The 23,627-nt window shown below is 50.1% G+C and carries 20 protein-coding genes; 8 read left to right on the plus strand and 12 right to left on the minus strand.

Features of this window, described 5'->3' with window-relative positions; genetic code table 11:
- Positions 1-12: 12 nt before the first annotated feature.
- Both KTH89_RS06820 and vanG read right to left on the minus strand, forming a co-directional pair.
- On the minus strand, positions 13-780 hold the full coding sequence (locus KTH89_RS06820; RefSeq protein ID WP_238721157.1) for a D-alanyl-D-alanine carboxypeptidase family protein: 768 nt from the start codon (positions 778-780) through the stop codon (positions 13-15).
- Positions 781-821: 41 nt separating this feature from the next.
- Entirely contained in the window at positions 822-1,877 is a 1,056-nt protein-coding gene (vanG, locus tag KTH89_RS06825; protein WP_238721158.1) for a D-alanine--D-serine ligase VanG, read from the minus strand.
- 385 nt (positions 1,878-2,262) lie between these two features.
- Between vanG and KTH89_RS06830 the strand changes: the two genes are divergently transcribed.
- A complete protein-coding gene (locus KTH89_RS06830) occupies positions 2,263-2,814 on the plus strand; it encodes a YdeI/OmpD-associated family protein (protein WP_275061757.1) in 552 nt (183 codons plus the stop codon).
- Between the two features lie 528 nt (positions 2,815-3,342).
- Here KTH89_RS06830 and KTH89_RS06835 read toward each other — a convergent pair.
- From KTH89_RS06835 to KTH89_RS06855, 5 genes are all read right to left on the minus strand, one after another.
- Positions 3,343-4,965, minus strand: coding sequence for an N-acyl-D-amino-acid deacylase family protein (locus KTH89_RS06835; RefSeq protein WP_238721159.1), 1,623 nt, complete (start codon positions 4,963-4,965; stop codon positions 3,343-3,345).
- Positions 4,966-5,039: 74 nt separating this feature from the next.
- Complete coding sequence (locus KTH89_RS06840; protein WP_238721160.1) at positions 5,040-6,311, minus strand: hypothetical protein; 1,272 nt, start codon at positions 6,309-6,311, stop codon at positions 5,040-5,042.
- Positions 6,312-6,464: 153 nt separating this feature from the next.
- Entirely contained in the window at positions 6,465-7,796 is a 1,332-nt protein-coding gene (locus tag KTH89_RS06845; protein WP_238721161.1) for an ATP-binding protein, read from the minus strand.
- 194 nt (positions 7,797-7,990) lie between these two features.
- A complete protein-coding gene (locus KTH89_RS06850; protein ID WP_238721162.1) occupies positions 7,991-8,422 on the minus strand; it encodes a helix-turn-helix domain-containing protein in 432 nt (143 codons plus the stop codon).
- A 104-nt stretch (positions 8,423-8,526) separates the two neighbouring features.
- Entirely contained in the window at positions 8,527-10,806 is a 2,280-nt protein-coding gene (locus KTH89_RS06855) for an extracellular solute-binding protein (RefSeq protein WP_238721163.1), read from the minus strand.
- Between the two features lie 325 nt (positions 10,807-11,131).
- On the opposite strand from KTH89_RS06855, the gene KTH89_RS06860 reads away from it, so the two are divergent.
- From KTH89_RS06860 to KTH89_RS06880, 5 genes are all read left to right on the plus strand, one after another.
- A complete protein-coding gene (locus tag KTH89_RS06860) occupies positions 11,132-12,013 on the plus strand; it encodes an alpha/beta hydrolase (RefSeq protein ID WP_238721164.1) in 882 nt (293 codons plus the stop codon).
- A 35-nt stretch (positions 12,014-12,048) separates the two neighbouring features.
- Positions 12,049-13,119, plus strand: a complete 1,071-nt coding sequence (locus tag KTH89_RS06865; RefSeq protein WP_238721165.1) for a sugar ABC transporter substrate-binding protein — start codon at positions 12,049-12,051, stop codon at positions 13,117-13,119.
- 116 nt (positions 13,120-13,235) lie between these two features.
- Entirely contained in the window at positions 13,236-14,741 is a 1,506-nt protein-coding gene (locus KTH89_RS06870) for a sugar ABC transporter ATP-binding protein (RefSeq protein ID WP_158343662.1), read from the plus strand.
- Positions 14,741-15,694, plus strand: coding sequence for an ABC transporter permease (locus tag KTH89_RS06875; RefSeq protein WP_238721166.1), 954 nt, complete (start codon positions 14,741-14,743; stop codon positions 15,692-15,694). Before KTH89_RS06870 ends, KTH89_RS06875 begins: the two co-directional genes overlap by 1 nt.
- Positions 15,695-15,712: 18 nt before the next feature.
- Positions 15,713-16,648, plus strand: a complete 936-nt coding sequence (locus KTH89_RS06880; RefSeq protein ID WP_158343658.1) for an ABC transporter permease — start codon at positions 15,713-15,715, stop codon at positions 16,646-16,648.
- Positions 16,649-16,771: 123 nt separating this feature from the next.
- Here KTH89_RS06880 and KTH89_RS06885 read toward each other — a convergent pair whose 3' ends face one another.
- Positions 16,772-17,650 carry a DUF4261 domain-containing protein gene (locus KTH89_RS06885; protein ID WP_238721167.1) on the minus strand — a complete coding sequence of 293 codons (879 nt, stop codon included), beginning with the start codon at positions 17,648-17,650 and terminating at the stop codon, positions 16,772-16,774.
- Positions 17,651-17,681: 31 nt separating this feature from the next.
- Positions 17,682-18,038, minus strand: coding sequence for an arsenate reductase family protein (locus tag KTH89_RS06890; protein ID WP_238721168.1), 357 nt, complete (start codon positions 18,036-18,038; stop codon positions 17,682-17,684).
- A gap of 268 nt (positions 18,039-18,306) precedes the next feature.
- Here KTH89_RS06890 and pduB point away from each other — a divergent pair, with 268 nt between their 5' ends.
- Together pduB and KTH89_RS06900 are read left to right on the plus strand one after the other, a co-directional pair.
- Positions 18,307-19,023 (plus strand): microcompartment protein PduB, encoded by a 717-nt coding sequence (pduB, locus tag KTH89_RS06895; RefSeq protein ID WP_158343797.1) that lies wholly within the window; start codon positions 18,307-18,309, stop codon positions 19,021-19,023.
- Positions 19,024-19,489: 466 nt separating this feature from the next.
- Positions 19,490-20,347 carry a DMT family transporter gene (locus KTH89_RS06900; RefSeq protein WP_238721169.1) on the plus strand — a complete coding sequence of 286 codons (858 nt, stop codon included), beginning with the start codon at positions 19,490-19,492 and terminating at the stop codon, positions 20,345-20,347.
- Between the two features lie 104 nt (positions 20,348-20,451).
- Here the strand turns inward: KTH89_RS06900 and KTH89_RS06905 are convergent, their stop codons facing one another.
- The 3 genes from KTH89_RS06905 to KTH89_RS06915 are packed head-to-tail and all read right to left on the minus strand — an operon-like array spanning position 20,452 to position 23,560.
- The gene (locus KTH89_RS06905; RefSeq protein WP_238721170.1) at positions 20,452-21,273 is read right to left on the minus strand and encodes a carbohydrate ABC transporter permease; all 822 of its coding nucleotides are present in this window, start codon (positions 21,271-21,273) and stop codon (positions 20,452-20,454) included.
- An 18-nt stretch (positions 21,274-21,291) separates the two neighbouring features.
- Positions 21,292-22,155, minus strand: a complete 864-nt coding sequence (locus KTH89_RS06910; protein WP_238721171.1) for a carbohydrate ABC transporter permease — start codon at positions 22,153-22,155, stop codon at positions 21,292-21,294.
- 34 nt (positions 22,156-22,189) lie between these two features.
- A complete protein-coding gene (locus KTH89_RS06915) occupies positions 22,190-23,560 on the minus strand; it encodes an extracellular solute-binding protein (protein ID WP_158343645.1) in 1,371 nt (456 codons plus the stop codon).
- Positions 23,561-23,627 lie beyond the last annotated feature (67 nt).

Here is a 23,627-nt window from a genome sequence, read left to right on the forward strand (position 1 = left end):
TAAGATCCCCCTCTAATCGATTATGTTCTGCCAGAACATAGTGATAATAAATCCATCCACGTTGTTGCCGGATACGGTACAGCTGCAAAGCTCCGGGCACGGTATTTGAACCGGCTCGTCACCGGCCTGTACCGTGAAAATCTCGTAACGTTTTCCATGCAGGTCGATGAACAGATGGTTCCCCTCATAGGGAAATTGTTTCAGGTAAGCCAAATATTCTTCCAGCGTAAAATTGTGCATCTGCATCAGGGACGCATGGGGCCTGCCTACATAGCGGAAATGCCAGGGTTCCTGCGCCACGCCGGTAATCGTTTCTTTGCGCTGCTGGTAGCGCTCCACGAACCCGTATCGGGGGGCCAGCTGCCGGAATAGCTGGCAGATTCCCGTATAAGGGAATTCAGGAGCAATAAAATCAATGTCCGGCACATTTTCAGCCAGATCGATGGCCAGTCCGGTCTGATGCTCGCTGCCGTCAGGAGGCGCCACATATTTTACCGTGTATTCTTTCCCATTTTCCTCCATAGAACTGCGGTATATGTCTTCCTGGTCCTCTCTGGTACGGAATCCGCTGACCGGTACGATCTGCGCTTCCGCCTCCAGGTCCCGCAGCAGTTTCCCAAGGTTTTCCACCGCTTCTTTTGCCAGCAGGATATCAGGATAATCCGGGCGGACCGGCTTCAGGGATACCTCCTTGCGCCCCGGCGACACCGGAAAGCTTCTGTTGACCAGGATCAGATTGCCTTCCGTTATATTTTCCTTTTTTAATGTGATTTTTTTCATCTATGCCTCCAGAATTCTATATCTACAGAATAACGGTATTGCTATTTTCCATCTTGCATCGCCAGCCCTACCAGACGGTCCAGCATTTCTTCGAAGGAAATGCCTACGTCCTTTAACATGCTGGGATATCTGCTGACGGCGGTGAGTCCGGGGATGGTATTTACTTCATTGAACACCACGTCGCCTTCCGGGGTCAGGAACATATCCACTCTCGCGAAGCCTTTACAGTTAAGCGCCCGGTAGATAATCGCGGCGGTTTCCCGGATCTTTGCGGCCGTCTGGGCGTCGATACGGGCAGGCATATGAATCTTGGCTTCTTTTCGGTGGTATTTTTCCTCAAAATCGAAGAAGCCACCGGGGCATTCGATCTCATCCACGGTTCCGATCACCAGCTTTAGATTGCCCAGTACGGAACATCCGACTTCAAAGCCTGGAATTTCCTCTTCGATCACCACTTTATCATCCACCTGGAAAGCGCTTTGCACCGCGTCGATCAGGCAGGAGGCATCGGTTACTCTGGTGATTCCGAAGGAGGAACCGGCTTTCACCGGTTTGACATACAGCGGATAGGTGAAGGTCGATGTACAGCCGGCCAGTTTTTCACGGTCTATTTCTTCATACAGAACCACGGAGCGGGGTACCTTTACGCCTGCCGCCCGGACTATGGTGTGGGCAATATCTTTATCCATACCGACCGCGGAGCTTAAGGTATCGCAGCCCACCAGAGGAATTCCCGCCAGCTGGATCAGGCCCTGTACGGTACCGTCTTCCCCGTTTTTTCCGTGAAGGACCGGAAACGCCAGATCCAGAGGAGTTCTGAGCGTACTTCCCTGGCGGAATTCAATGAGGCAGCGCTGCGTCCGGTCCGGAGATATGATCGCCGGCGTACAATCCTGCCCGTTGCACCAGGTGTCTGCCAGGATTTTTTCAGCGTCTCCCCGGAAACGGTACCAGCCGCCCTCCCGGGTAATGCCCACCGGGATTACCTCATATTTTTCACGATTCAGATGTGTGATTACCGCATGGGCGGATTCCAGGGATACTTCGTACTCGTTTGAATTTCCGCCGAATAATACCGCAATACTTTTAAGTTCCATTTTTTAGACCCTCCTCTGATCTGATTGGTCTTCCGATCCACTTTTATAAATAATCAATCCGTTTTTCTTTTTAGCAGTGGATAATCGACTCTTGTTAAGTTGTTATAATGGTAGCAGAGTTTTGGAGAAAGTCCTTTAAGTTTGATTTATAAGTTTATTAAGATATTCTTATTTTCCACTTAACATTGTGTGTACACGCTGTTTTTAAAGGTTCGGAGACGCGAAATGAGTTGTTTGACATTTCCGTGCGCAAATATTAGAATGGAAAAAACTAAGTTAGGTTTGGCCGCCTTTGACGGATGAGGCATAGACCGACAAATTAGAGATTTGCACACTTTGTGCGGGCAAGAGAAACGATAAGGAGGGACTTATCATAAGCGAAATAATGAAATTTGCCAACAGAGGAGATTTTCACGAATGGCTCTGTAAGCATTGTATATCAAATGAAGGTATTTGGCTTTTGTTCGGTAAGTCTGGTGGACCAAAAACTATAAAAGCGGGAGAAGCTCTGGAAGAAGCTCTCTGTTTTGGCTGGATTGACGGGCAAATGGAAAAGATTGATGATAAGACATATAAGAAATATTTTTCTCCGCGCAGAAAGAACAGCAAATGGTCACAAAAGAATAAGGCATTGGTGAAAAAGCTTGAGGAGCAAGGGCTTATGACTGATTTTGGCAGGAAGAAAATAGATGAAGCCAAGAAGAACGGGCAGTGGGAAGCTTCAGCCCCTCTGGCAATCATTACAGAAGAACAAATTGCCTGCCTGTCCGCACTGCTGGAAGGGTACGAACCCGCTTACACAAATTTTCAAGCCATGTCTCTATCCGTAAAGAAAACTTATACACGGGCATATCTCGATGCAAAGACAGACGCTGGACGGGAAAAGCGAATTGCTTGGATTGTGGACAGGCTTAATAAAAACCTAAAACCGATGTAAACGTCATGTACAAGTGCATATGCACTTGCGATTTTCTCCGGGAATCCGTTTATTGGGGAGGTCATGCGGAACGATAGAAAAACGTTTTTGGGGATTCAGGATCAATTTACAGGCCCCCTCGGTTTTGCACCCGCAAAGGCCGTCCTGCCTCTTGCGGTTTCGGATAGGTATACTATGCACATCAGCCGGTCGGACAAGGGCTTGCTGATCGTGGTGCCCAAATGGTGCCCAACTTTACAAAACTATGTTGTTACAGGTTATGCCGCTTTATTCGTAGGATTTGAGCTATAAAAAATAAGGGGCTGTGAAAAAACATTCAAAATACAAGGAGGACTTTCGTCTTCACAATGGCAAGACAGTAAGTCCTCTTTGTATTTAGACCGTTTTTTCACAGCTCCTTTTATGGTAACTTTTATGATACTAAAATAGCCGTTCCAGTCCTGGTAAACCGGCGTTATTTTTCTTTTATATTTTACCGGAACGGTGGAAGAATCCCCGCCCTCACTGCCGTCCGGTCAGACCGCCTTCTCACCGCGCGCTTTCGCCGTTAAGCAGCACTCGGCCGGAACTCTGCTTCTGAATCTGGTCGCGCACCACCGCCGGTTCGCCGTTCACGAACACGTAAGAAAATCCTTCCCCCGGCTTCTTGGGCTGATCATAGTCCGCTCCCGTATGAATCCGTTCCAGGTCGAACACCACCAGATCCGCATCCATACCTTCCCGGATCAGCCCTTTGGTAGTTAGCTTGCACACAGCCGCCGGAACGGATGTCATTTTCTTTACCGCAGTCTCCAGATCCAGCACCTTTTCTTCTTTCACATATTTCTCCAGCACTCTGGGAAATGTGCCGTACAGCCTGGGATGCGGAATTCCCCCCACCGGATACACCGAATCGGAAATAATATTGCTGTAAGGATACCGCATCACCTTCCTGACATCATCCTCCGACGCGATAAAGTCCACCATAGAAATCTCGCAATTTTCTTCCACCAGCATATTATAGGCGCACGCATAAGGGTCCATCCCTTTCAGGCGCGCGATCTCCGCCACCGATTTCCCGGAATATTCCCGGTTGTGCTCCCGGTTCAACGTGGTCATCCGGATGTTCTCCCATCCAACCAGATTCACCAGATTCTCAAAATCCACGCCGGGCTTCTGCAGGATATCCGTAAGCTTTTCTCTCATCGCAGGATCGGTCAGCCGCTTCAGAATTCCGGGTACCCCTCCCTCCAGGTAAGCCGGGGGCAGAATCTGAATCAGCTGCGTGGAACCTGCCGTGTAGGGATACACATCGCAGCTGACGGCAAGTCCCGACTCCCTGGCTTCATCCAGGATGTCCAGCGCCTTTGCGATCCCATGTCCCCAGTTTCGCTGCCCGACGCATTTCAGATGGCTTAAATGAAGCGGCACCTCCAGATACCGGGCGATCTCCACCACCTCCCTTAAGGAAGCATGAAAATTATCGCCCTCGCCCCGGATATGCGTGAACAGCTGAACTCCGCTGTTTCGCATTGGCTCCAGCACCTTCTTAAATTCTTCCGTTGAATAGTTGTATTCCGGCGCATAGACGATTCCCAGCGATACTCCCAGCGCCCCATCCGACAGAGCCGCTTCCAGATACCGGTGTGCCTGCCTCATTTCTCCATCCGTCAGACTTCCGCTGCGGTACCCGGCGGCGGCCGCCCGGACCGTCCCGTTTCCAATCAGCATCCCCACGTTGAGCGGCAGTTTCTGTTCCTTTACCGCGTTTATGTACGACCGGAAAGAGTGGAGCGGAACTCCCGCCGGCATATTTCCCACGATCGGGGCCAGGAAACCTAAGATCTCCTGTCGCCGCTCCTTGGGACAGGGAACCACGCTCAGGCCGCAGTTGCCGTTCACGATCGTCGTCAGTCCCTGGCGAAGCTCCAGCTCACCGAATCCCTCCCGAAAGACCGCCGCATCCGCATGTCTGTGAATGTCAATGAAGCCCGGCGTCACATACTTGCCCTTGACATCGATCACCCGCTCCGCCCGGACCCCTTTTAAGGAATCCTCCTTTTCCGGGATAACAGCCGTGATCTTTCCGCCGAGAATACCGACGCTTCCCGGGAAAGCCTGCCGTCCGCTGCCATCTACAATCACCCCGTTTTTAATCAGCAAATCGAACATCCCACACCTCCATCCACCGTTTCCAAATCCTTATTTCCGCCTCTTCCGGTAAATATAACTGGTAAATATAACCGCTAAATGACTGTATAGCCTCCCCGGACCTCTTCAAGGGAATGCCCTTTCAGCCCATATTGGGGGACTTTTTTCCGCAAATTAGTTACCAGCCTCCGAATACGCTCCCTCCCGCCATCTTCCCCGATGCCTGTCATAACTCCCATCATTTCCATCATTTCTCGAATACTGGCACCTGTCATGGCTAAGTTCGTACAATGACGGGTAAGCGACTCCGCTATTTCCTCCGACATATCCAGATTTGTTTGAAATTTTTCCACCATCTCCCGGTAATAATCCTGCTTGGGAAAATATTCATGCCGATACATATCCCGGATATCCTCAGGGGTAAAATCCCGATATTCCAGATCCGGATACTTTCCCCTCTGCGCCAGTATTTCCCCGCAATCCGCTTCCGAGATAAGGGAGACAAAGAACTGCTCGTCTTTTTCGAACATATACAGCTCTTCCCAAAGGATAAAACGGTCTTTGATGAAATTTGCCCATTGATTCACCGGCGTTTTATCTCCGGAGGCTCTGAATATAGCCAATAAGTGCTCTATTTCCACCATTCCGTACATGTTGCAGGCTCCCCGGACGATTTCTTCCCAGCCGTTTAGCTTAACGATCAGTTTCTGATTGGCGGATTCATAGAATATTCTGCCGAAAGCCTCACTTGCGTTTTCCGGTACCATCACACTGACGGTGTGGGTCTTCTCATCGAATGAAAGATCGATCAGACCGCTTAGAACCAGCCTTTCCAACGGAAGCGCCATTTCAAAAGCATCCAGCTCCCCGCCGGTCTCAAGTCCCATGATCTCTTCAAACAGGTTCACGGTCTCTTCATTATACAGCCCGATCCAGGTCATGGGCATTTGGGTCAGTGTCTTGACAACGCTGGCCGCCAGCCGCGTTTTGTTCCAGCCGGATACCACCTCCGCGTCCAACAGCCTGCAAAGCTTCAGCATGCTGTTTTTATTATAATCGGTCAGTACCTGCTCCCACGTTCTCGCGGTATGGCCTTTTATGAGCGAAAACTTCGGAAGATCCGATAACATCTGTTCCAGCGTCTCAGGTGCCGGATACTCCCCATCCTCCATTTTCCACTTTTCTGATTCCATCATCCTTAAAAACGTCTCTTTGATATTATCATTGCCGCTGTGCAGAAGAAGGACTTTCTCTTCCATCGACATACTTTTTATGCGATCGTGTCTGGCCTCTGCTCTTTCCAATTTCTTTGTAGCGTCCAGGACTTCCCGGTAAGTCTTATCCTGACTTTTGTCATCCTTCTTCATCCAAATTCCTCCATCATTGGTGTTGCACCTTATGGCCGCTGAATAATTTCCATACTTTACCATGATGATATCATAAATCAGCAGACCTGTGTATACTTATTACAGAGTATTTCCGCTGCTTCTTTTTCCCGCTGCACCTTTCCGTATTTCATCCTATTGATCCAGGACAAATCCGATCAGCCTGTCTGCCTGATCGGCCATAAATAGCGGAATGTTCAGCACATCGCCATCCAGCTTCAGATTATCCAAAGAGAAGCGCACCCGCAGCTTCACCTGCTCCGGGAATAGCTCTTTAAATTTCCGCAAACTCTTACTGGTAATATTCGTTTCAGATTTTACTTCTACCGGTATCATATCATTGTCCCGCTGAATCAAAAAATCCACTTCATAAGGAGGATTACTCTGGCTCCAATACCGGGGAGGAACTTCAAACTGGGTAACGAGAGTCTGCAGCACATAGTTTTCCGTCAGTGCACCCTTAAATTCTGTAAACAAACGGTTTCCCTCTCCAAAGGCTGTGGGCGCCAGCAGAGCCAGACGGCGCAGAAGGCCCACGTCTACCAGATAAATCTTAAATGCGGACAGATCATCGTAGGCGGATACCGGCAGCCTTGGAGCTGTACTGCGGAAGATCTTGTGAACGAGCCGCGCATCCACCAGCCATTGCAATGCATCTTCGTATTCCCGGGCGCGAGCGCCTTCCCTGACCACTTTGTATATGAACTTTTTATTCTCCCGCGCTAACTGGGAAGGAATCGATTTCCAGATCATAGATATCTTAGGAAACTCGCTGACAACGGGATGTTTGGCAAAATCTCGCTCGTAAGCGCCAATGATGCCCGACAAAGCCTCCTGCATTGCGTCAACGTCACGGGCCTCCGTCCACATCAAAACGGGTTCCGGCATGCCTCCGGTGACAAAATACATCTTTAGCTTCTCGTAAAGGGGATTGAAGAATGCATCCGGGATAGGTTCGATGTTCTCTATACTATCCAGGTACATTGCAAGATTCGCATCACCGTTCGCCATTAGAAACTCGGTAAAAGTCATGGGATCTATCTGCATGAAATTGACCTTTCCTACCGGGAAAGAGGACGGTTTCGACAGAGCGATCCCCAGCAAAGAACCCGCACAGGCAATGTGGTACTGGGGTGCATTCTCACAAAAATATTTCATCGCATTGATGACCTTGGGGCAGTCCTGTACCTCATCGAATATGATAAGGGTCTTTTCCGGCTGGATTTTCTGTCCGCTGGCCAGCATTAAATTTTGTATGATACGATTCACATCCTTTGTAGTTTCAAAAAACTGTTTGTATTCTTCATTTTCGTCAAAATTAAAATACGCAGTATTTTCATAATATCGTCTTCCAAATTCTTTTAACACCCATGTCTTCCCTACCTGCCGCACTCCTTTAAGGATCAGTGGTTTCCGGTAAGGAGAATCCTTCCATTTCAGCAGCTGTTTTAAAATCAATCGTTCCATATGCAGCACTCCTTCACACTTTTATTGGAGTTTTTGTGATTTTAATCACATAATTATTATAGTCCGAATAACGTACAAATTCAATGTCATTACATAATTATTGGCAATTACGAGATAATTTAAAACGGCATAGCCGTAAGCCATGCCGTTTTAAATCCGAAACCCTATGTTATTATTCTTATATTTCTTAAATATTACTCCTCCGGTATGACTGTCTCCGTTTGTGCCGTTACCTCTACTTTCTTTCCGTTTTTAAAGCTGTTGAACGACGCCATGGATAAAATGAGCAGGATGATATAAAACACAACTATTCCTATCAAAAATCCCATTGCTATTCTAAGTATTCGTCTTGTCCTCCGGTTCTTAACCGCCAGCTGTTCGTTGATTCTCGCCAGCTGCTCCGCGACTTCGCTTTGATTCATTTCCTCTGTTATTTTTGCTCCCAGCAACTCGCTGACTGAAAGCTCTAATATCTCTGAGATCCGGATGAGCATATCCGCGTCGGGCACCGAGATTCCTTTTTCCCACTTGGATATCGTCTGGCGTACCACATGCAGGCGGCCCGCCAGTTCCTGCTGGGAGAAACCTTTTGCCGTACGAACCGATCTTAAATTCTCACTAAACATAAAATGACACCTCCATTTTTCATTTTCAGCATCATTCTAATGGAAAAGATACCGTTGCCGCAAGCAATGCAGCTTAACCTAAACCAATAAGAGGTTTCTTTCCCTTACAGTATCTTTCTTAATTTCCCCTGCAGCACGGCGAACACATCTTCCAGCTGTTCCAGGTTCGCCGTATGCCCGTCCATCGCCTCCCGGATCAAAGGCATCATCTCTTCATAGAAAATATGAACGAATTCATCCTCATTGATTACGTTCCCCTTGGCCGTCGTCTGGGGCAGCCGTTCCAGAGAATTTTCAAACTCCGTCATGGCCCTTGGAAGCCACGGATAAAGGGATACCATATCATAATTCCGATATACGGAAATATTCGGAGACTGCCCTCCCAATATCGTATGCGGAATGGCTATATCAGATCCGGAGGCCCAACGGATGAACTTAAACGCCGCCTCAGGCTTTTGGCTGTTCTTGGAAATTCCAAGGCTCCACCCGGACAGGACGGAACTTCCCGGAATCCGGGTATATCCGAAATCATCCACAACCTTTGACTGCAGCCGGTCCACCAGGCCTGTGGCATAGTTATAGAAGGTATAAAACATGGCGGTATTTCCGTTTATAAAATCCACCGCGGCATCCGCCGGTTTTTTTGACAGCAGGCCGCCGCTGGTATACTGGACCGATTCCAGCAGGCTTCGGACCGCTTTGCGGTTCTGCAGGGTATTTAACTGCAGGGCCTGCTGCCTGTTAAACAGGCTGCCGCCGTAGTCCCAGATCCGGGGCATCAGGTCGCACAAAAACAGATCCGGGTTGGAGATGGCCATCGAATGGCCGAATTCCACCGGGGAATCCGGGTTATATTTTCTCGTAAAATATTTGGCCAGCGCGTTAAACTGGAACCAGTTCTTCGGCACTTTCAGCGGTATCATATATTTGCGTTCCAGATCATCCGCGATCTCTTCATTGGAAAATATATCCTTCCGGTAAAACAGCAGCTGCGTGCAGGCCATATAGGGCAGGGCATAGTGCCTTCCATTGTACATACTGTAATGGCCCGCGGCGTTGGGCAGATAATTACTGATGTTCAGCGGGTAGGCTTCCATCAGCTCATCCAGGCAAAGCAGATATCCCTTATCCGCGTAGTAAGCTAACCACGGAACATCAAATAAGATGACATCAATCTGGGAGCTGCCGCTTTCACAGTAATTACAGATATATTCAAAGGAATCCTTCGGCAGCACCTGTTTTATTTTTACCTTGATATTTTCTTTGGCGTAAAAATCAATCAGCAGTCGGGACAGGCCGCTGACGGAGGTTTCATCATCTAACAGCAGTACGCAGATTTCTTCCGCCGCCTGGGTCGGCCTTTGGGTTTTAATTTCCATAGCCGGTTCCAGCTGCGCAATATTGTAATCATCCTGAAAAACCACCTGCTGCTTTTCGAACACGATGGGGGAACGGATATTGCGAAGCAGCAGTTTTCCGGCCTCCTCGCCGATCTGATAAGCGCCCCGGGATGTTTTTACGATCGCGTTGTCATGGTGGAACACATCGTCCATGGAATCGCCGGTGGATATGATCTGAACCTGTTCTTCCTCATCCAGATGATAGATCTTCAATGCATACTTTAAGCCTTCCGCCAGACGGTAGGAGGTGGTGAGGATCACCTGGGGTATCCGCTCCCCCCGTTCCAGCAGCTGAATCCCCGCCCGGAAACCGCACTCGCGGATCGCGGTGGTAAATATAATATTCTCCGCCTCCGTTTCCTTTCCCGCTATTTTAAAAGCGTTCTCGTAGCCGGTGCGGGCCATGATATTTTCCCGGTAGCTGTCGGGGCCGCAGACCAGGGCGATCCGCGTATAATTTTTTGCCAGCAGCTCGCCGGTGATTCTTTGAAACAGTTCTTTATTATCTACGGTTACAAAATTACAGTCAAAATTCTCCGGCCTCCGGTCGATCAATACGTAGGGGATACCCGATTTTTCCAGCTTATCGAATATCTCCCGGTTCTGGGGCTGGCAGGTGTACAGGATCATCCCCGCCACATTGCGCCCGATCAGGTTTAGGATCGCTTTGGTCTCCATGCGCGGGTCTGAGTCCGTAAGTTCCAGCACGAAGGTCTGGTCGTATTGGGACAGATATCCTTTGATACTGCTTAACAGCCGTTCCAGATAAGGCTCTGAGATCGTCGGGAAGACAATGCCGATATCCTGGTTCCGCTTCATTTTCAGCTCTCTTCCCGAGTTCTGCACCACATAGTTCAGGTCATCGATGGCCTGCTGGATCGTCCTTGCGGTCTTGGCGCTGATGTTCTTCTTATTGTTAATGTAATTTGATACGGAAGCAATCGAAACGCCCGCTTGTTTCGCCACATCTTTGATGGTAATCATTGCTGCTTCCTCCTTCATTTATCATAGGGTAAATTCTCTGTTCCAAATACCGGATAATCCTTTGTTACTTAATATCAGTAAAATGCTTATTAAGTTTATTATATTTTACTTATTTTACGAATGCAAGATAATTATTTTTTATTAAACGTTTTACTAAAATGAAATAAAATTACGTTGAACGGCCGATTTTTGTATGCTAGAATAAAGGCATCAAAACGAAATGAGCCATTTCACTAAAAACAAGGTAAATCCAATGAAACACCCTTCGGGTATACCTGTATGCCTTTAAAAACAAGGCAAATCTAATGAAAGGAGGAACCGGCAGATGGAATATCAAAAACATTTTTTCAGCGGAGGAACCCCCCGAACGATTACGATCGCTCTTCCCTCCGATGATCTGACGGTAAAATATCCGGCGGTTATCTTATGCCACGGACATTCCCGTCACAAAAATGACGGTTTGGACGCTTTGTCCCAAGTTCTGACCGGCGCCGGTTTCGTCACTGCCCGCTTTGACTTCAGAGGCTGCTGCGACGGTTATGAACAAAGATACATATTAAACTGCGCCACCGACTGGCCCGAGGACCTTATGAATGCGATATCTTATATCGGCACGCTGCCATTTATCGACAAGGACCGGATCGGGGCCGCAGGAATCAGTATGGGAGCCGCTACCAGCGTATATGTAAGCGGCATGGACGACCGGATTAAAAGTACGGTGTCCATGGGTGGTATCGGCGATTGTTTTACCTGGATGCGCGGCGTATGGGAAAAATCGGGCGGTCGTTTTGATGATTTTCTGGCCCGCCTGGACCGTGACCGCGAGCTGACAGCCGTGACCGGTCATTCCCAGGTGATCCATTCCCTGGACATGTATAACGGAACAGAGGAAGATAAGCGGAACCTGCTGATCGAAGGCTTCTTAAACAGCGATGTCAATACCTATGTGACTCTGGCTTCCCTGCGCAACATGCTGTATTACAGACCGCTGGAAAAATGCCCGAATATCCGCAATCCTATTTTCTTTGCCCATGGAGGCGACGATCTGGTCGTTCCGGTCGAACAGTCCCGCCGGATGTACGAAGCTGTGGCTTCCGGCAGAAAACAGTTCAAAGAATATCCTGGAGTCGAGCACAACATACCTATGGATCCGAACCGGATGCTCGTCTTTGAAGATATGAAGCAATGGTTTACAGAAACTCTTTAACAAAAATGTATAATGAACAAGGGAGGAAATGAAAAATGAAAAGAAAACTTTTATCCGTTTTACTAGCAGTTACCTTAGTTGCCGGTATGCTGACCGGCTGCGGCAGCAAAGAAGAAGCGCCTGCTGCCGATCCCGCATCCGAACCTGCTAAAACCGCCGCGCCGGAAGCCACTCCGGATGCAGCTCCCGCTGAAAGCCCCGCCGCAGACGCAGCCCAGACCGACGCTGACAGCGCTAGCGGCTTGAAAATCGGCGTCTGCTACTGTATGTTAAGCGCCCCCGCTGTAAAAGTATTCGCACAGGGCATCCAGGAAAAAGCAAAAGAGCTGGGCGTGGAACTCATCGAACTGGACGGCGGATTTGACGCATCAAAACAGACCGACCAGATCAATTCCCTGGTGTCTCAGAAGGTTGACGGCATCGTCTTAAATCCGGTTGACGGAACCTCCATTATCCCTGCGGTAAAAGCTGCCAAGGAAGCCGGAATCCCGGTTGTTATGGGCGCTATGGATATCGATGAATCCGGCAGAGAATACGTAGTCTCCTTCGTAGGAGCTGATGATAAAGATGTAGGAGCCGCAGCCGGTAAGAAAATGCTGGAAACACTGGGCAACAAAGGCGGTAAAGTAGCCATCGTGGAAGGTACCGCAGGAACCTCCGCCGCAACTCTTCGTACCGAAGGATTTGAGGAAGCGGTCAAGGGAAGCAACATCGAAGTGGTAACCAAATTATCCGCTGATTTTGATAAAGCAAAAGCCATGTCCATTACGGAAGATATTTTAACAAAATATCCCGATCTGTCCGGTATCTGGGTACATGACGACACCATGTGCGTTGGCGTTGCACAGGCTATGAAATCCATGGGATACTCCGGAGAGGACTTAAAAGTAGTCAGCTACAACGGAAGCAAAAACGGCGCCGACATGGTGAAAAGCGGCGAGATCGTGGCAACCAGCGTGCAGCCCCTGGTGGACGAAGGCCGTACCTCTATTGAAGTTCTGGTGAAAGCCATTAACGGCGAAACTGTTGAGACCTGGTATAAAGATAAGATTGACATGCTGGATGCGGACAATGTAGACAGCTATGATCCTGCTTTACTCTGGTAGGATGGCAGGCCGGCTGAGGATGGGGCTTGATAGCTTGCCCCATCCTCAGCTTTTCATTCGATCGGAAAAAGCGTGCCGGCTGCGGTGCGGATAGATTGCAGAAACGGAGAATGCATATGAGTACAGACGATTACATTCTGAAATTAGACCATATTGAGAAAAGCTTCCCCGGTGTCAAGGCGCTAAAGGACATCACTCTTCATGTAAAAAAGGGCGAGGTCCGCGGGCTTGTGGGAGAAAACGGCGCCGGAAAGTCGACGATGATGAAGGTATTGACCGGGATTATCCCTATGGATTCCGGCCGAATTACCATAGACGGACAGGCGGTCTCCATCACTTCCCCCTTACATGCGCAGACCTTGGGTTTAAGCATTATTTTCCAGGAATTCAATCTGGTCAATTCCCTGAGTATCGCAGAAAATATCTATGTGGGACGCCTGCCGAAGAAGGGGATGCGGGGTATCCAGTGGAAAAAGGTCCATGAGGACGCGAAAGCGCTTCTTAACCGGGTAGGCCTGGACGTGGACCCTTCCGCCCGGGTCGGCTCCTTAAGCGTAGCCGGCAAACAGATGGTGGAGATCGCCAAAGCCCTGTCCCAGAATTCTAAAATTATTATCATGGACGAGCCTTCCGCCACATTGACGGACAAGGAATTGGAACATCTCTTCGGCATCATCGATGATCTGAAAAAACAGGGCGTTACCGTGATCTATATCTCCCACCGGCTGGACGAAATCTTCCGGCTGTGCGACAGCGTAACCGTAATCCGGGACGGAGAGGTGATCGACACGAATCCCATCGAATCCCTCACGAAAGAGCTGATCATTTCCAAAATGGTAGGCCGGAACATGGATCAGGAATATCCTGTCCGGGCAGGCTCCTCGAGTGATGAGGTGATTCTGGAGGTTCGGGATCTGTGCCGGAAAGGGGTATTTGAGCATATCAATTTTTCCCTGCATAAAGGGGAACGGTTGGGTATCGCCGGACTGGTCGGAGCCGGAAGAACCGAGATCGTCCGCGCCATCTTCGGAGCGGACAAACTGACCGGCGGGGAAATCCTCCTCCACGGTAAGCCGGTTACCATCCGCTCGCCAAAGGAAGCCATTTCTCACAAGATCGCTCTCGTTACGGAAGACCGCAAGACCCAGGGCCTGGTTCTTGAGAGCTCGATCAGTGAAAATACCACGCTGGCCGCCCTGAAGAAAATCTGCCGTGCCGGATTTGTTAACCGCCGGGAGGAGAACTCCGTCGCCGCGCAGTATGTAGAAACGCTGAAAACCAAAACCCCCGGCACCAAAGCCCTGGTCTTAAACCTAAGCGGAGGGAATCAGCAGAAAGTCGTCCTGGCTAAATGGCTGTATACCGACGCGGAAGTGCTGATTCTGGACGAACCCACCCGCGGAATCGACGTGGGCGCCAAATACGAAATCTATCAGCTCATCAATCAGCTGGCGGACAGCGGAAAAGCCATCATTATCATTTCTTCCGAAATGCCCGAGGTCATCAGTATGAGCGACCGCCTTCTGGTCATCCACGACGGAAAATGCAAAGGGGAGCTGACCGGGGATCAGAAGACCGGCGAAAACATTATGAAATACGCCATACTGGAGGAGGATGCCTGATGAAGACCAATGCAAAAAAAATAATATACCGTTACTCCAGTCTGATTTTACTGTTTCTATTTATCCTGATCGCCTCCATCTTCGCGGAGAACTTTTTCACCGCCAGAAACCTGACGAATGTAGTGCGGCAAAGCTGCGTGCTGGGGCTTCTGACCGTGGGTATGTCCTTTGTGCTGATCTGCGGGCACATGGATCTGTCCATCGGAAGCATTATGACCTTCACCGGACTGATCGCCATTTCCTTCGGGACCCGGATGCCGGCCGGCGCGGCCATCGCCTGTGCTTTGCTGGCGGGTATCTTGTGCGGCGCGGTGAACGGCCTTATCATCACTCTGACCCATGCAAATTCCGGTGAATCGCTGATGATTACCTTTGGCACCCAGCTTCTGTTCTCTGCGGTCAGCCTTCTGTACACCGGCGGGTTCTCCCTGTCCGGAAGCGAATCGGATTTTTACAACGCCCTTGGAACCGGCAGCATCGGAAAATGGCTTCCGGTCCCGGTATTGATCTATATCATCTTCGCGGTGCTGCTCTGGGTGCTGGAAAGCAAGACCTCCTTCGGCCGTCAGATGCATATGATCGGTTTTAACCCTGTGTGCAGCCATCTGTCCGGCGTGCGCACCGGCCTGGTGAAAATGGTCTGCTATTGCATTTCCGGCTTCTGCGCCGCGGCGGGAGCCATTATCCTGACTTCCAGGACCCTGGGCGCTACGCCCACGGCGGGTGTCGGCTATGAGATGGATGCCATCGTGGCGGCGGTCCTGGGAGGCATCAGCCTTTCCGGCGGCCTCGGGAGCATCGCCAAAGCTTTCGTCGGCGTCATCACCTTAAGCGTGCTGAGCAACGCCATGAACCTCTTCGGCTTCCAGTCCTTCGACCAGAGCATCGTCAAGGGCTGTGTCCTGATCGCGGCCATTGCCTTCGATGTGTGGAACCGCAAGCAAACTGTCTGAGAGAGGGAAGGTGATACTATGACGAAAGTTAAGAAAATAGTTACGGAGCAAAAAACACTGGTCTTTTTACTGCTGCTGGTGATCCTGATGGGTATCATATCTCCTTTTTTCCTGACCGGAGATAACATCGTCAACGTTCTGGTGCAGTCTTCCATCTACGGGATCATGGCCTGCGGTATGACTTTTGCGATCATAGGCGGAGATTTCGACTTATCGGTGGGGTCCACCATGGCCCTGTCCGGTCTGGTGGCCATCCTGTGCGAGCCTTATGTGGGACAGGTTCCCGCTATGCTGCTGGCATTGCTTACCGCCGCGGCAGTAGGTCTGGTGAATGGATTTCTGGTGGCCAAATGCCGGATCAGTTCCTTTATTGTTACGATCGGAACCTCCTATATTTTCAAGGGAATTGCGCTGAAGATATCCAACGGAGATCCCATCGCCAGCTCAAACCCCTGGTTTGGCCGGATGGGAAATGATAAGATCCTGGGAATCCCGTATCTTGTGATTATTATGGTTCTGCTGGTTCTGATTACACATTATGTGCTGACGGCCACCAGATTCGGCCGGAATATCTATACCATCGGCGGCAACATGGAAGTCGCCCACAACAGCGGCATCCGTACCGGCTTTTACAAGACATCGATCTTTGTGTTAAGCGCATTTACAGCCGGCATCGCCGGTATCCTGAACGCGTCGAAGTTAAACACCGCCTCCGCGGTACAAGGCGACAACGCTGCGCTCTCTGTTATTACCGGTGTGGTAATCGGAGGGACGAGCCTGATCGGGGGAGTCGGGAGTATCGGGAAGAGTATGATCGGGATATTGATCTTTTCTGTGATTACCAATGCGCTGGATTTGATGGGTGTGTTTTCTTATTATCAGACGGGGATTCGGGGGCTTATGCTGATTGTTATTATTGGTATGGAAGCTTATGCACGGTATCGGGAATCCTAAAGGGGCCTTGAGGCCCCTTTGGGGACATGTCCATTTCGGTTTGGGACATGTCCATTTCGGTTTGGGACATGTCCATTCCAGTTTGGGACATGTCCATTCCAGTTTGGGACATGTCCCATTCATTCAGTTCCGCCCGCCGGAAGCGTACTCCCCAGGGCAAATATCCATCACATCCCGCACCGGCTGAATCAACGCCCTCTCATACCGGCACTTCCACTGCCGGCCGCGGTCAATCCCCTTCTCGGAAATCCCATCAATCGTCTCGCCACTCTGAACCGGAGCATTATTCTCAAATATATAGATCACAGTATTATACGCATGATTTACCACCTGGTTCGGGTCCAGTCCATGGTAATGATACTGAACATCCGGAAGACCCACCGCATAGAGCCCCAGCGTATCCACCACGCAATCCTCTGACCCATCCACGGTAAAAAACCTGGCGTTCACCCCAAAATATAGGAACCGCAAACCGTCTTTATAAGGATTCTCAAGCAGCTGTTCTCTGGTGAGCAGTTTCCCGCTGGCCGGGAACCATACCGCCTCGCACTCCGGCAAAAACCCCAGAACTAAGTCCAGCCATCCCGCCAGCATATCGCAGCGTTCCATATAGGGCAGTCCCGCCGCCAGAAAGTCAGCGAGAACCAGCTCATATCCGCATTTATCCAGAAGCTGCTCTGCTTGCGGACAGTCCCAGAACTGGCTTCTCTGAAAAGCGTCTATGCGCTCCTGGTCAAATGGCTGATAATCCATCATCATAACCTGCGCCGGCACCTTCTCCCCATCCTTATACTCCACAAGATACCGGAACAGCGCAAACGAAGTCAACTTCTGATCCGCGTCCGTAACCAGATCCGTCCTGCCGTATCTCTTCTCAAGCTCCCCTTTCAGCGTTTCCGCCAAAGGACGTTCCCCTTTCTCACGAAATAGCAGATGCATGTAATATACATGGGAAAATTCCGCTTCCTCTTTCGTATTTTGCCGGAATGTTTCTTTTGCCATCCTGCCTCTCCTCTCTGGCCGGCATCTGCCTTCAGCCTAACCGCGCCTCCCACTCTTGCTCTTTAAATCCGACCAATACAAAATCGGAGCCAACAATCAACGGCCGTTTCACTACCATTCCGTCCGACGCCAGTACCTCAATCATCTCATCCCCACTCATATTCGGCAGCTTATCCTTCAAGCCCAGCTCTTTGTAGACCATGCCGCTGGTATTGAAAAATTTCCGGACCGGAAGCCCGCTTCTCGCTATCCATTCCTTTAATTCTGAAGCGGTAGGCCGGTCATCTTTAATGTGGCGGTCCTCAAAAGAAACTTCATGGGCCTGCAGCCACTTTTTTGCCCTCTGGCAGGTAGAACATTTCGGATACTCCATAAATAATACGTTCATACGAACACCTCCAACGCCGCAGTTCAGCGGCATAAATTCTATAGAAAAAGGCCTGTATCCCTTTTCTTGCATACTTTTGCGGGATTGTTAAAATAATTTTAACCTTTCCCCTCTACTCATTGACTCCTTTTTCTTCTCATGATATCATTAGATCGAATCAAACACAATTCAACTTTAAAACAAGAAATACCACATATAAAATTATATTTATACAAATGTTACAGAAGTTTCCAGCTATTATTCGGAAATCTCATTGAAAGGAACCTACATGAACAGCCAGCGGCCAAATTTACCTACCAATACAACTGAATTCATCGGAACAGCCGTACTGGATACCATCGGTCTGCTCATTCCCAATATCGATCCCGCGCTGCAGGCACATACCGGTTATGATCCCCGCTACCGCTCTCTTGGCGTCTTCAGCTCCCGTACCGGCGCGGCCGGACAGATTATGGCCGTCGATGAAGCGGTAAAGGCCACAAACTGCGAAATTCTGACCATCGAGCTTCCCCGTGACACCAAAGGCTGGGGCGGCCACGGTAACTATATTGTACTCGGTTCTGAAAGTGTCTCCGACGTACGCCGTGCCATCGAGATCAGTCTCGAACTGACCAATGTAAACGCCGGTGAACTGTACATCAGTCAGGCCGGGCATCTGGAATTTGCTTATTCCGCCAGAGCAGGCGCCGCATTGGCCCAGGCTTTTGATGTCCCTTATGGGCAGCCTTTCGGATTCATCTGCGGTTCTCCCGCCGCCATCGGACTGGTCATCGCCGACACTGCTGTGAAAGCCTCCCATGTAGAAATCGTAAAATATATGACGCCCAATATCGGAACCAGCCATTCCAATGAGGTAATCATCGCTGTGACCGGAGACGCTTCTTCCGTAAAAGAGGCTGTGATCACAGCCCGGGAAACCGGTCTGCAGCTGTTGAATTCCATGGGCAGCATCGCCGAGTCTCCCACCGGTATTCCTTACCTGTAAGCTGTATTTTTAAACTTTAACGGGGTTCTTCCTCAGGTTTGGGTATGCCTGAGGAAGAACCTTTAACGGTAACTCCTACCCGTAAATATTCCCGGAACATATTACTTGTAACACATATCTGCAAAAACCCGGACAGATCAGCACTATTATAACATAGATAGCCGATTCTGTCCGGGTTTGCATAAAATAGTATCATCCGAAAATCAACCCGGGTAATACCCGGTTGTCTATTTTTTACGCATCATGAATAAATAGTTTCGATTGAGAAACTCTCCGCCTGTGGTGGGCCGCGTAAGCGGCACCCTACTTTTCCCGCTGTGCGATCCCCCGGAGGGAATTTCCTCCATAGGAGCACTATAGGAGCATTTTCCTAAAGAAGAATGTAAACGCCCAAATGCCGCGCTTTAAGTGGTCCCGGCGCTCACAAGCCCCCCATGCATAACTATACGTCCTGAGGTGAAAACATATGAAATCAGAATCCCGCGCCAAAGCTACACTGATCACCGCCATGCTTCTGTTCGGCAGTATCGGCTTATTTGTAAAAGGTATCCCGCTGTCGTCCGCCCAGATCGCATTTACCAGGGGATTCATCGGCTGTTTGATCCTGCTTGCTTTTGGCTGTCTGGGAAAGCAGAAAATGAACTGGTCCCATATCCGTTCCAATCTCCCGGTACTGTTCGCTTCCGGAGCCGCGATCGCGCTAAACTGGATTTTTCTGTTTCAGGCGTATCGCTATACAACCGTACAGACCGCCACGGTCTGCTATTATTTCGCACCGGTGATCGTAACATTGGTCTCGCCCCTCCTGCTAAAAGAACGGCTGACGCCGTTAAAAGTAATCTGTATCGCCGCCTCTGCCGTCGGCATGTTCCTGGTGGCGGGCGCAGGCGGCAAAGGCCCTTCCGAGCCCGCCGGGATCGTCTGCGGTCTCCTGGCCGCTTTATTCTACGCTTCCGTTATGGTATTAAATAAGTTCCAGCGCAACCTGACCGGAACCGAGAGTACCTTTGTCCAGCTTGCGGTCGCCGCCCTCTGCCTGCTCCCCTACGTGCTGGCTACCGGGGGGATCGGGCTCGGGGCTTTGCATGCGCTGCCTTTATTTCTGCTGTTGTTCGTCGGTATCGTTCACACCGGCATCGGATACCTGCTCTATTTTACGTCCCTGCACCAGCTCAAAGGGCAGACCGCCGCGGCCATGAGCTATATCGACCCGGTATCCGCTCTTTTGATGGCCGGCATCTTTCTGGGCGAACGCATGACCGGGATACAGCTGCTTGGAGCCTGCCTGGTCCTGGGCGCTGCCTTTGCCAGCGAATATAAATAAAAAAGCTAAAAGGGGACATGTCCATTCCGTTTGGACATGTCCCAAATCGATTTGGACATGTCCCCTTTTGGTCTTTTGGTACCCGGGCTATGTCCCCTTCTGGGCTATTCTTTAATTCCGCCGGCCGTCAGGCCGCTCTTCAGCTTATCCTGCATAAAGATATAGAAGATAATCGTAGGAATCGCGATCACGATAATCGAGGCGAATAACGGCCCGATATCGCTCTTGTTAAGCGCCAGGTTGAAGAATCCCGGCGCCATGGTCAGCGTGTAGTGGGACTGCACGCTGTTGAACATCAGCGGGATTGTGTAATCATTCCAGGTCAGCATAAATACCACCACCAGCACATTGACCACCGCCGGTGACACCATCGGCAGCAGCACGTAGAAAAATGTGGTAAATGTGTTACTCCCGTCTATGGTCGCCGCCTCGATAAAGGAATCCGGGATGGTGTCGAAGAAATTCTTCAGGATCATAAGGGCCAGCGGCAGGTTGATGGCCACCATCGGAATGATCATGGCAAAATACGTGTCTTTCAGATTCAGGAACCGCTCGATCGTGGAGATCGGCAGCAGAATCGATATCACCGGTATGGAGTAGAAGGACAGGATCAGAATGAAAAGGAAATTCCTCCCCCTGAACTTTAATTTCGAAAACGCGTAGGCGGCCAGTGAAGAAAACACCAGAATAATCGCCAGAGATCCGCCCACTACCAGGATACTGTTTAAAAACATCCGGGGCAGGAAATACTGTCCCTTAATCTGAAACGTAAATACGGTCTGATAGTTTACAAGACCGTTGCCTTTCAGCGACAGAAAAAAGGAATTGACCAGCGGAACGATCCAGATCACCGCCAGCAGGATCAGGCACAGAAGTATCAGCCAGTCTCCCGCTTTATATTTCTTAACTTTGTGCAATAGTTTCATGCTCTTCCTCCTCCGCCCCTATTCATCCCTGTTGAACAGCTTCACCTGGAGCGCGGATATGACAAACGCGATCACCAGGATCACCACCGCCAGCGCGCTGGCCAGCCCGTTGTTGGCTTCCAGGCTGAACCGTTTGTACAGATAGGTCATAGGGAATTCCGTGGCCCCGGCCGGGCCTCCCTGCGTCATGATGTATACCAGGTCGAAGAATTTCAGCGTTCCGATGGTCCCCATCAGCACCATGGTCAGATGCGCCGGCTTCAGCAGGGGAAATGTAATATAGCGGAACCTCTGCCAGTAGCCCGCCCCGTCAATGGTGGCGCTTTCATATACGTCGTGGGAAATATTAGCCAGGCCCGCACGGTAATAGATAATCCCCATGCCGGTCCATTGGTAGACATTTGCCGCCAGGATGCAGTAGAGCGCAAGCCTCATGTCGCTGAGCCAGATATGCTGCAGGGATTTTAAGCCGACCGCCCCCAGAAACGAGTTCAGGAATCCAAAGTTCGGTTCGTAGATCTGATTAAAGGTATAAGCAATAATTACAGAAGACAGTACCGACGGCACGAAGAAGATCACTTCAAAAAGTCTGCTGCCAATCAGCCCTCTCTCCAAAAATATAGTCATGACCAGGCTGATTCCCACCTGAAACACAATCGTCAGCGCCATAAAGATGACGGTATTCTTAATCGCCGTCCGAAAATTCGGGTCCGCAAACAGGGTTTTATAATTTCCGATCCCATTCCAGGTCATATTCGATAAATCAATCCCTTTAAAATCCGTAAAACTGACTGTGATGTTATATAAGACCGGGATCAGCAGAAATACCGTTACGGTCAGAAAACATGGTAGTATATATAAATAAGGTGTAACTTTTTTCATAATCTGCCTCCTGCTTCAGAAAAGGCGCACGCTTCTATTTTGAAGATTCATAAGCCTGCTGCATCTGCGCAGTCGCGTCTTTTGCATCCATCATTCCCTGCACAAATGCCTGGACGACCTCGCCGGTCTTATTATCAACCGCGGCATTACCGGTCGATCTGGGTCCGGCCAGCTGATCGGAAAGCGTGTCGCTGATGACGCCGATGGTATCTTTTGCTTCCTGGGAAGGAAGATTCGCAGTATCCAGCGTAACGCCTGCCGCGCAGGGAATCCCATACAATTCTTCCAGCCATATCTGCGCCGCATCCCCGGCTGCCCACTCGGCAACCAGCTTCATCGCCGCTTCTTTGTTTTTGGAATTTTTGTTGATCGCCCAGCCGTGGTCGATGGAGCCTACCACATAGGGATTGTCATTGATCGGAGTGGGCATGGCGAATACGCCGATCTCGTCCTTGGCTATCTTGGAATCCGCAAGCTGCGTTCCCGCCAGATAGGCTCCCGCCTGCCATGCGCCGGTCAGAATCATGGGGGATTTTCTTTCTTTAAATAAACTGTCCGCGTCAGTAGTGGGATCAATGCCGAAGGAGTTCTTAGGGATAACCCCGTCGTCCATCATCTTCTGCAGATCCTCGAACCCTTTCAGGAAAGCCTCATCCTCAAAGCTGGCCTCGCCGGCCGCGGCTTTCGAAACGATTCCGGGATTCTGGTTGTTTACCAGCCACAGATAGAGATAGGCTACATTCAGCGCTTCTTTTCCGCCGAAGATCATAGGGATCGTGTCATTTTCCACTGCTTTTGCGTAGTCCGCGAACGCCTGATAACCGTTGGGAACGCTCTGCCCCAGCTCGCCTAACAGGGTTTTATTATAGAATACATACCACTGTCCGCCAAAATCAACCGGGAATATTTTCAAGTCCTCATCCACATAGGTGCTTTCCAGCATCTTTTCGTTAAAGAGCGTTTTCCAGTCATCCCCGATCACCTGGGCGGCCAGCCCGTCCAGCGGTTCCATATAATCTTTGTATTTTTCATAGTTATCCAGGTTCATGGCAAATACGTCCGGCCCTTCCCCATTAGCCAGATCCAGCGTCAGCTTGTCCCAGTAAGCCCCCCAATCCATAATCTGAACATCTACGTCAATGTCCGCATTCTCTTCCTGGAACGCCGCGGTCATCGGCTCTATCACGTTATTGTAAGGGATCCACCCCCAGAAGCTTAAGGAAGCCGCAGACGCGCTGTCTCCCGTATCACCGGCCGTATCCTTCTCCTGCTGCGCTCCCGCAGTTTGGGAAGGTTCTGCCGTATCGGCGCCCTGTTCCTTCTCAGATCCGCATCCCGATAATATCGTACCCACCATCGCCGCAGCCAGCAGCAATGAACATAATTTCCTCCAATTTCTAGTCATCAACAACTTCTCCTTTCGTTTTCCACAGGCTTGCACAGGTATAACCGGAGTCTGCTTACGCCCCCTG

This window comes from Diplocloster agilis, assembly GCF_019042275.1.
Classification (GTDB): domain Bacteria; phylum Bacillota; class Clostridia; order Lachnospirales; family Lachnospiraceae; genus Diplocloster; species Diplocloster agilis.

Excerpts from the sequence above, each read along its gene's own strand:
- KTH89_RS06820 (WP_238721157.1), bottom strand. The coding sequence starts at position 780 with ATGAAAAAAATCACATTAAAAAAGGAAAATATAACGGAAGGCAATCTG.
- vanG (WP_238721158.1), bottom strand. The coding sequence starts at position 1,877 with ATGGAACTTAAAAGTATTGCGGTATTATTCGGCGGAAATTCAAACGAG.
- KTH89_RS06830 (WP_275061757.1), top strand. The coding sequence starts at position 2,263 with ATGAAATTTGCCAACAGAGGAGATTTTCACGAATGGCTCTGTAAGCAT.
- KTH89_RS06835 (WP_238721159.1), bottom strand. The coding sequence starts at position 4,965 with ATGTTCGATTTGCTGATTAAAAACGGGGTGATTGTAGATGGCAGCGGA.
- KTH89_RS06840 (WP_238721160.1), bottom strand. The coding sequence starts at position 6,311 with ATGAAGAAGGATGACAAAAGTCAGGATAAGACTTACCGGGAAGTCCTG.
- KTH89_RS06845 (WP_238721161.1), bottom strand. The coding sequence starts at position 7,796 with ATGGAACGATTGATTTTAAAACAGCTGCTGAAATGGAAGGATTCTCCT.
- KTH89_RS06850 (WP_238721162.1), bottom strand. The coding sequence starts at position 8,422 with ATGTTTAGTGAGAATTTAAGATCGGTTCGTACGGCAAAAGGTTTCTCC.
- KTH89_RS06855 (WP_238721163.1), bottom strand. The coding sequence starts at position 10,806 with ATGATTACCATCAAAGATGTGGCGAAACAAGCGGGCGTTTCGATTGCT.
- KTH89_RS06860 (WP_238721164.1), top strand. The coding sequence starts at position 11,132 with ATGGAATATCAAAAACATTTTTTCAGCGGAGGAACCCCCCGAACGATT.
- KTH89_RS06865 (WP_238721165.1), top strand. The coding sequence starts at position 12,049 with ATGAAAAGAAAACTTTTATCCGTTTTACTAGCAGTTACCTTAGTTGCC.
- KTH89_RS06870 (WP_158343662.1), top strand. The coding sequence starts at position 13,236 with ATGAGTACAGACGATTACATTCTGAAATTAGACCATATTGAGAAAAGC.
- KTH89_RS06875 (WP_238721166.1), top strand. The coding sequence starts at position 14,741 with ATGAAGACCAATGCAAAAAAAATAATATACCGTTACTCCAGTCTGATT.
- KTH89_RS06880 (WP_158343658.1), top strand. The coding sequence starts at position 15,713 with ATGACGAAAGTTAAGAAAATAGTTACGGAGCAAAAAACACTGGTCTTT.
- KTH89_RS06885 (WP_238721167.1), bottom strand. The coding sequence starts at position 17,650 with ATGGCAAAAGAAACATTCCGGCAAAATACGAAAGAGGAAGCGGAATTT.
- KTH89_RS06890 (WP_238721168.1), bottom strand. The coding sequence starts at position 18,038 with ATGAACGTATTATTTATGGAGTATCCGAAATGTTCTACCTGCCAGAGG.
- pduB (WP_158343797.1), top strand. The coding sequence starts at position 18,307 with ATGAACAGCCAGCGGCCAAATTTACCTACCAATACAACTGAATTCATC.
- KTH89_RS06900 (WP_238721169.1), top strand. The coding sequence starts at position 19,490 with ATGAAATCAGAATCCCGCGCCAAAGCTACACTGATCACCGCCATGCTT.
- KTH89_RS06905 (WP_238721170.1), bottom strand. The coding sequence starts at position 21,273 with ATGAAACTATTGCACAAAGTTAAGAAATATAAAGCGGGAGACTGGCTG.
- KTH89_RS06910 (WP_238721171.1), bottom strand. The coding sequence starts at position 22,155 with ATGAAAAAAGTTACACCTTATTTATATATACTACCATGTTTTCTGACC.
- KTH89_RS06915 (WP_158343645.1), bottom strand. The coding sequence starts at position 23,560 with ATGACTAGAAATTGGAGGAAATTATGTTCATTGCTGCTGGCTGCGGCG.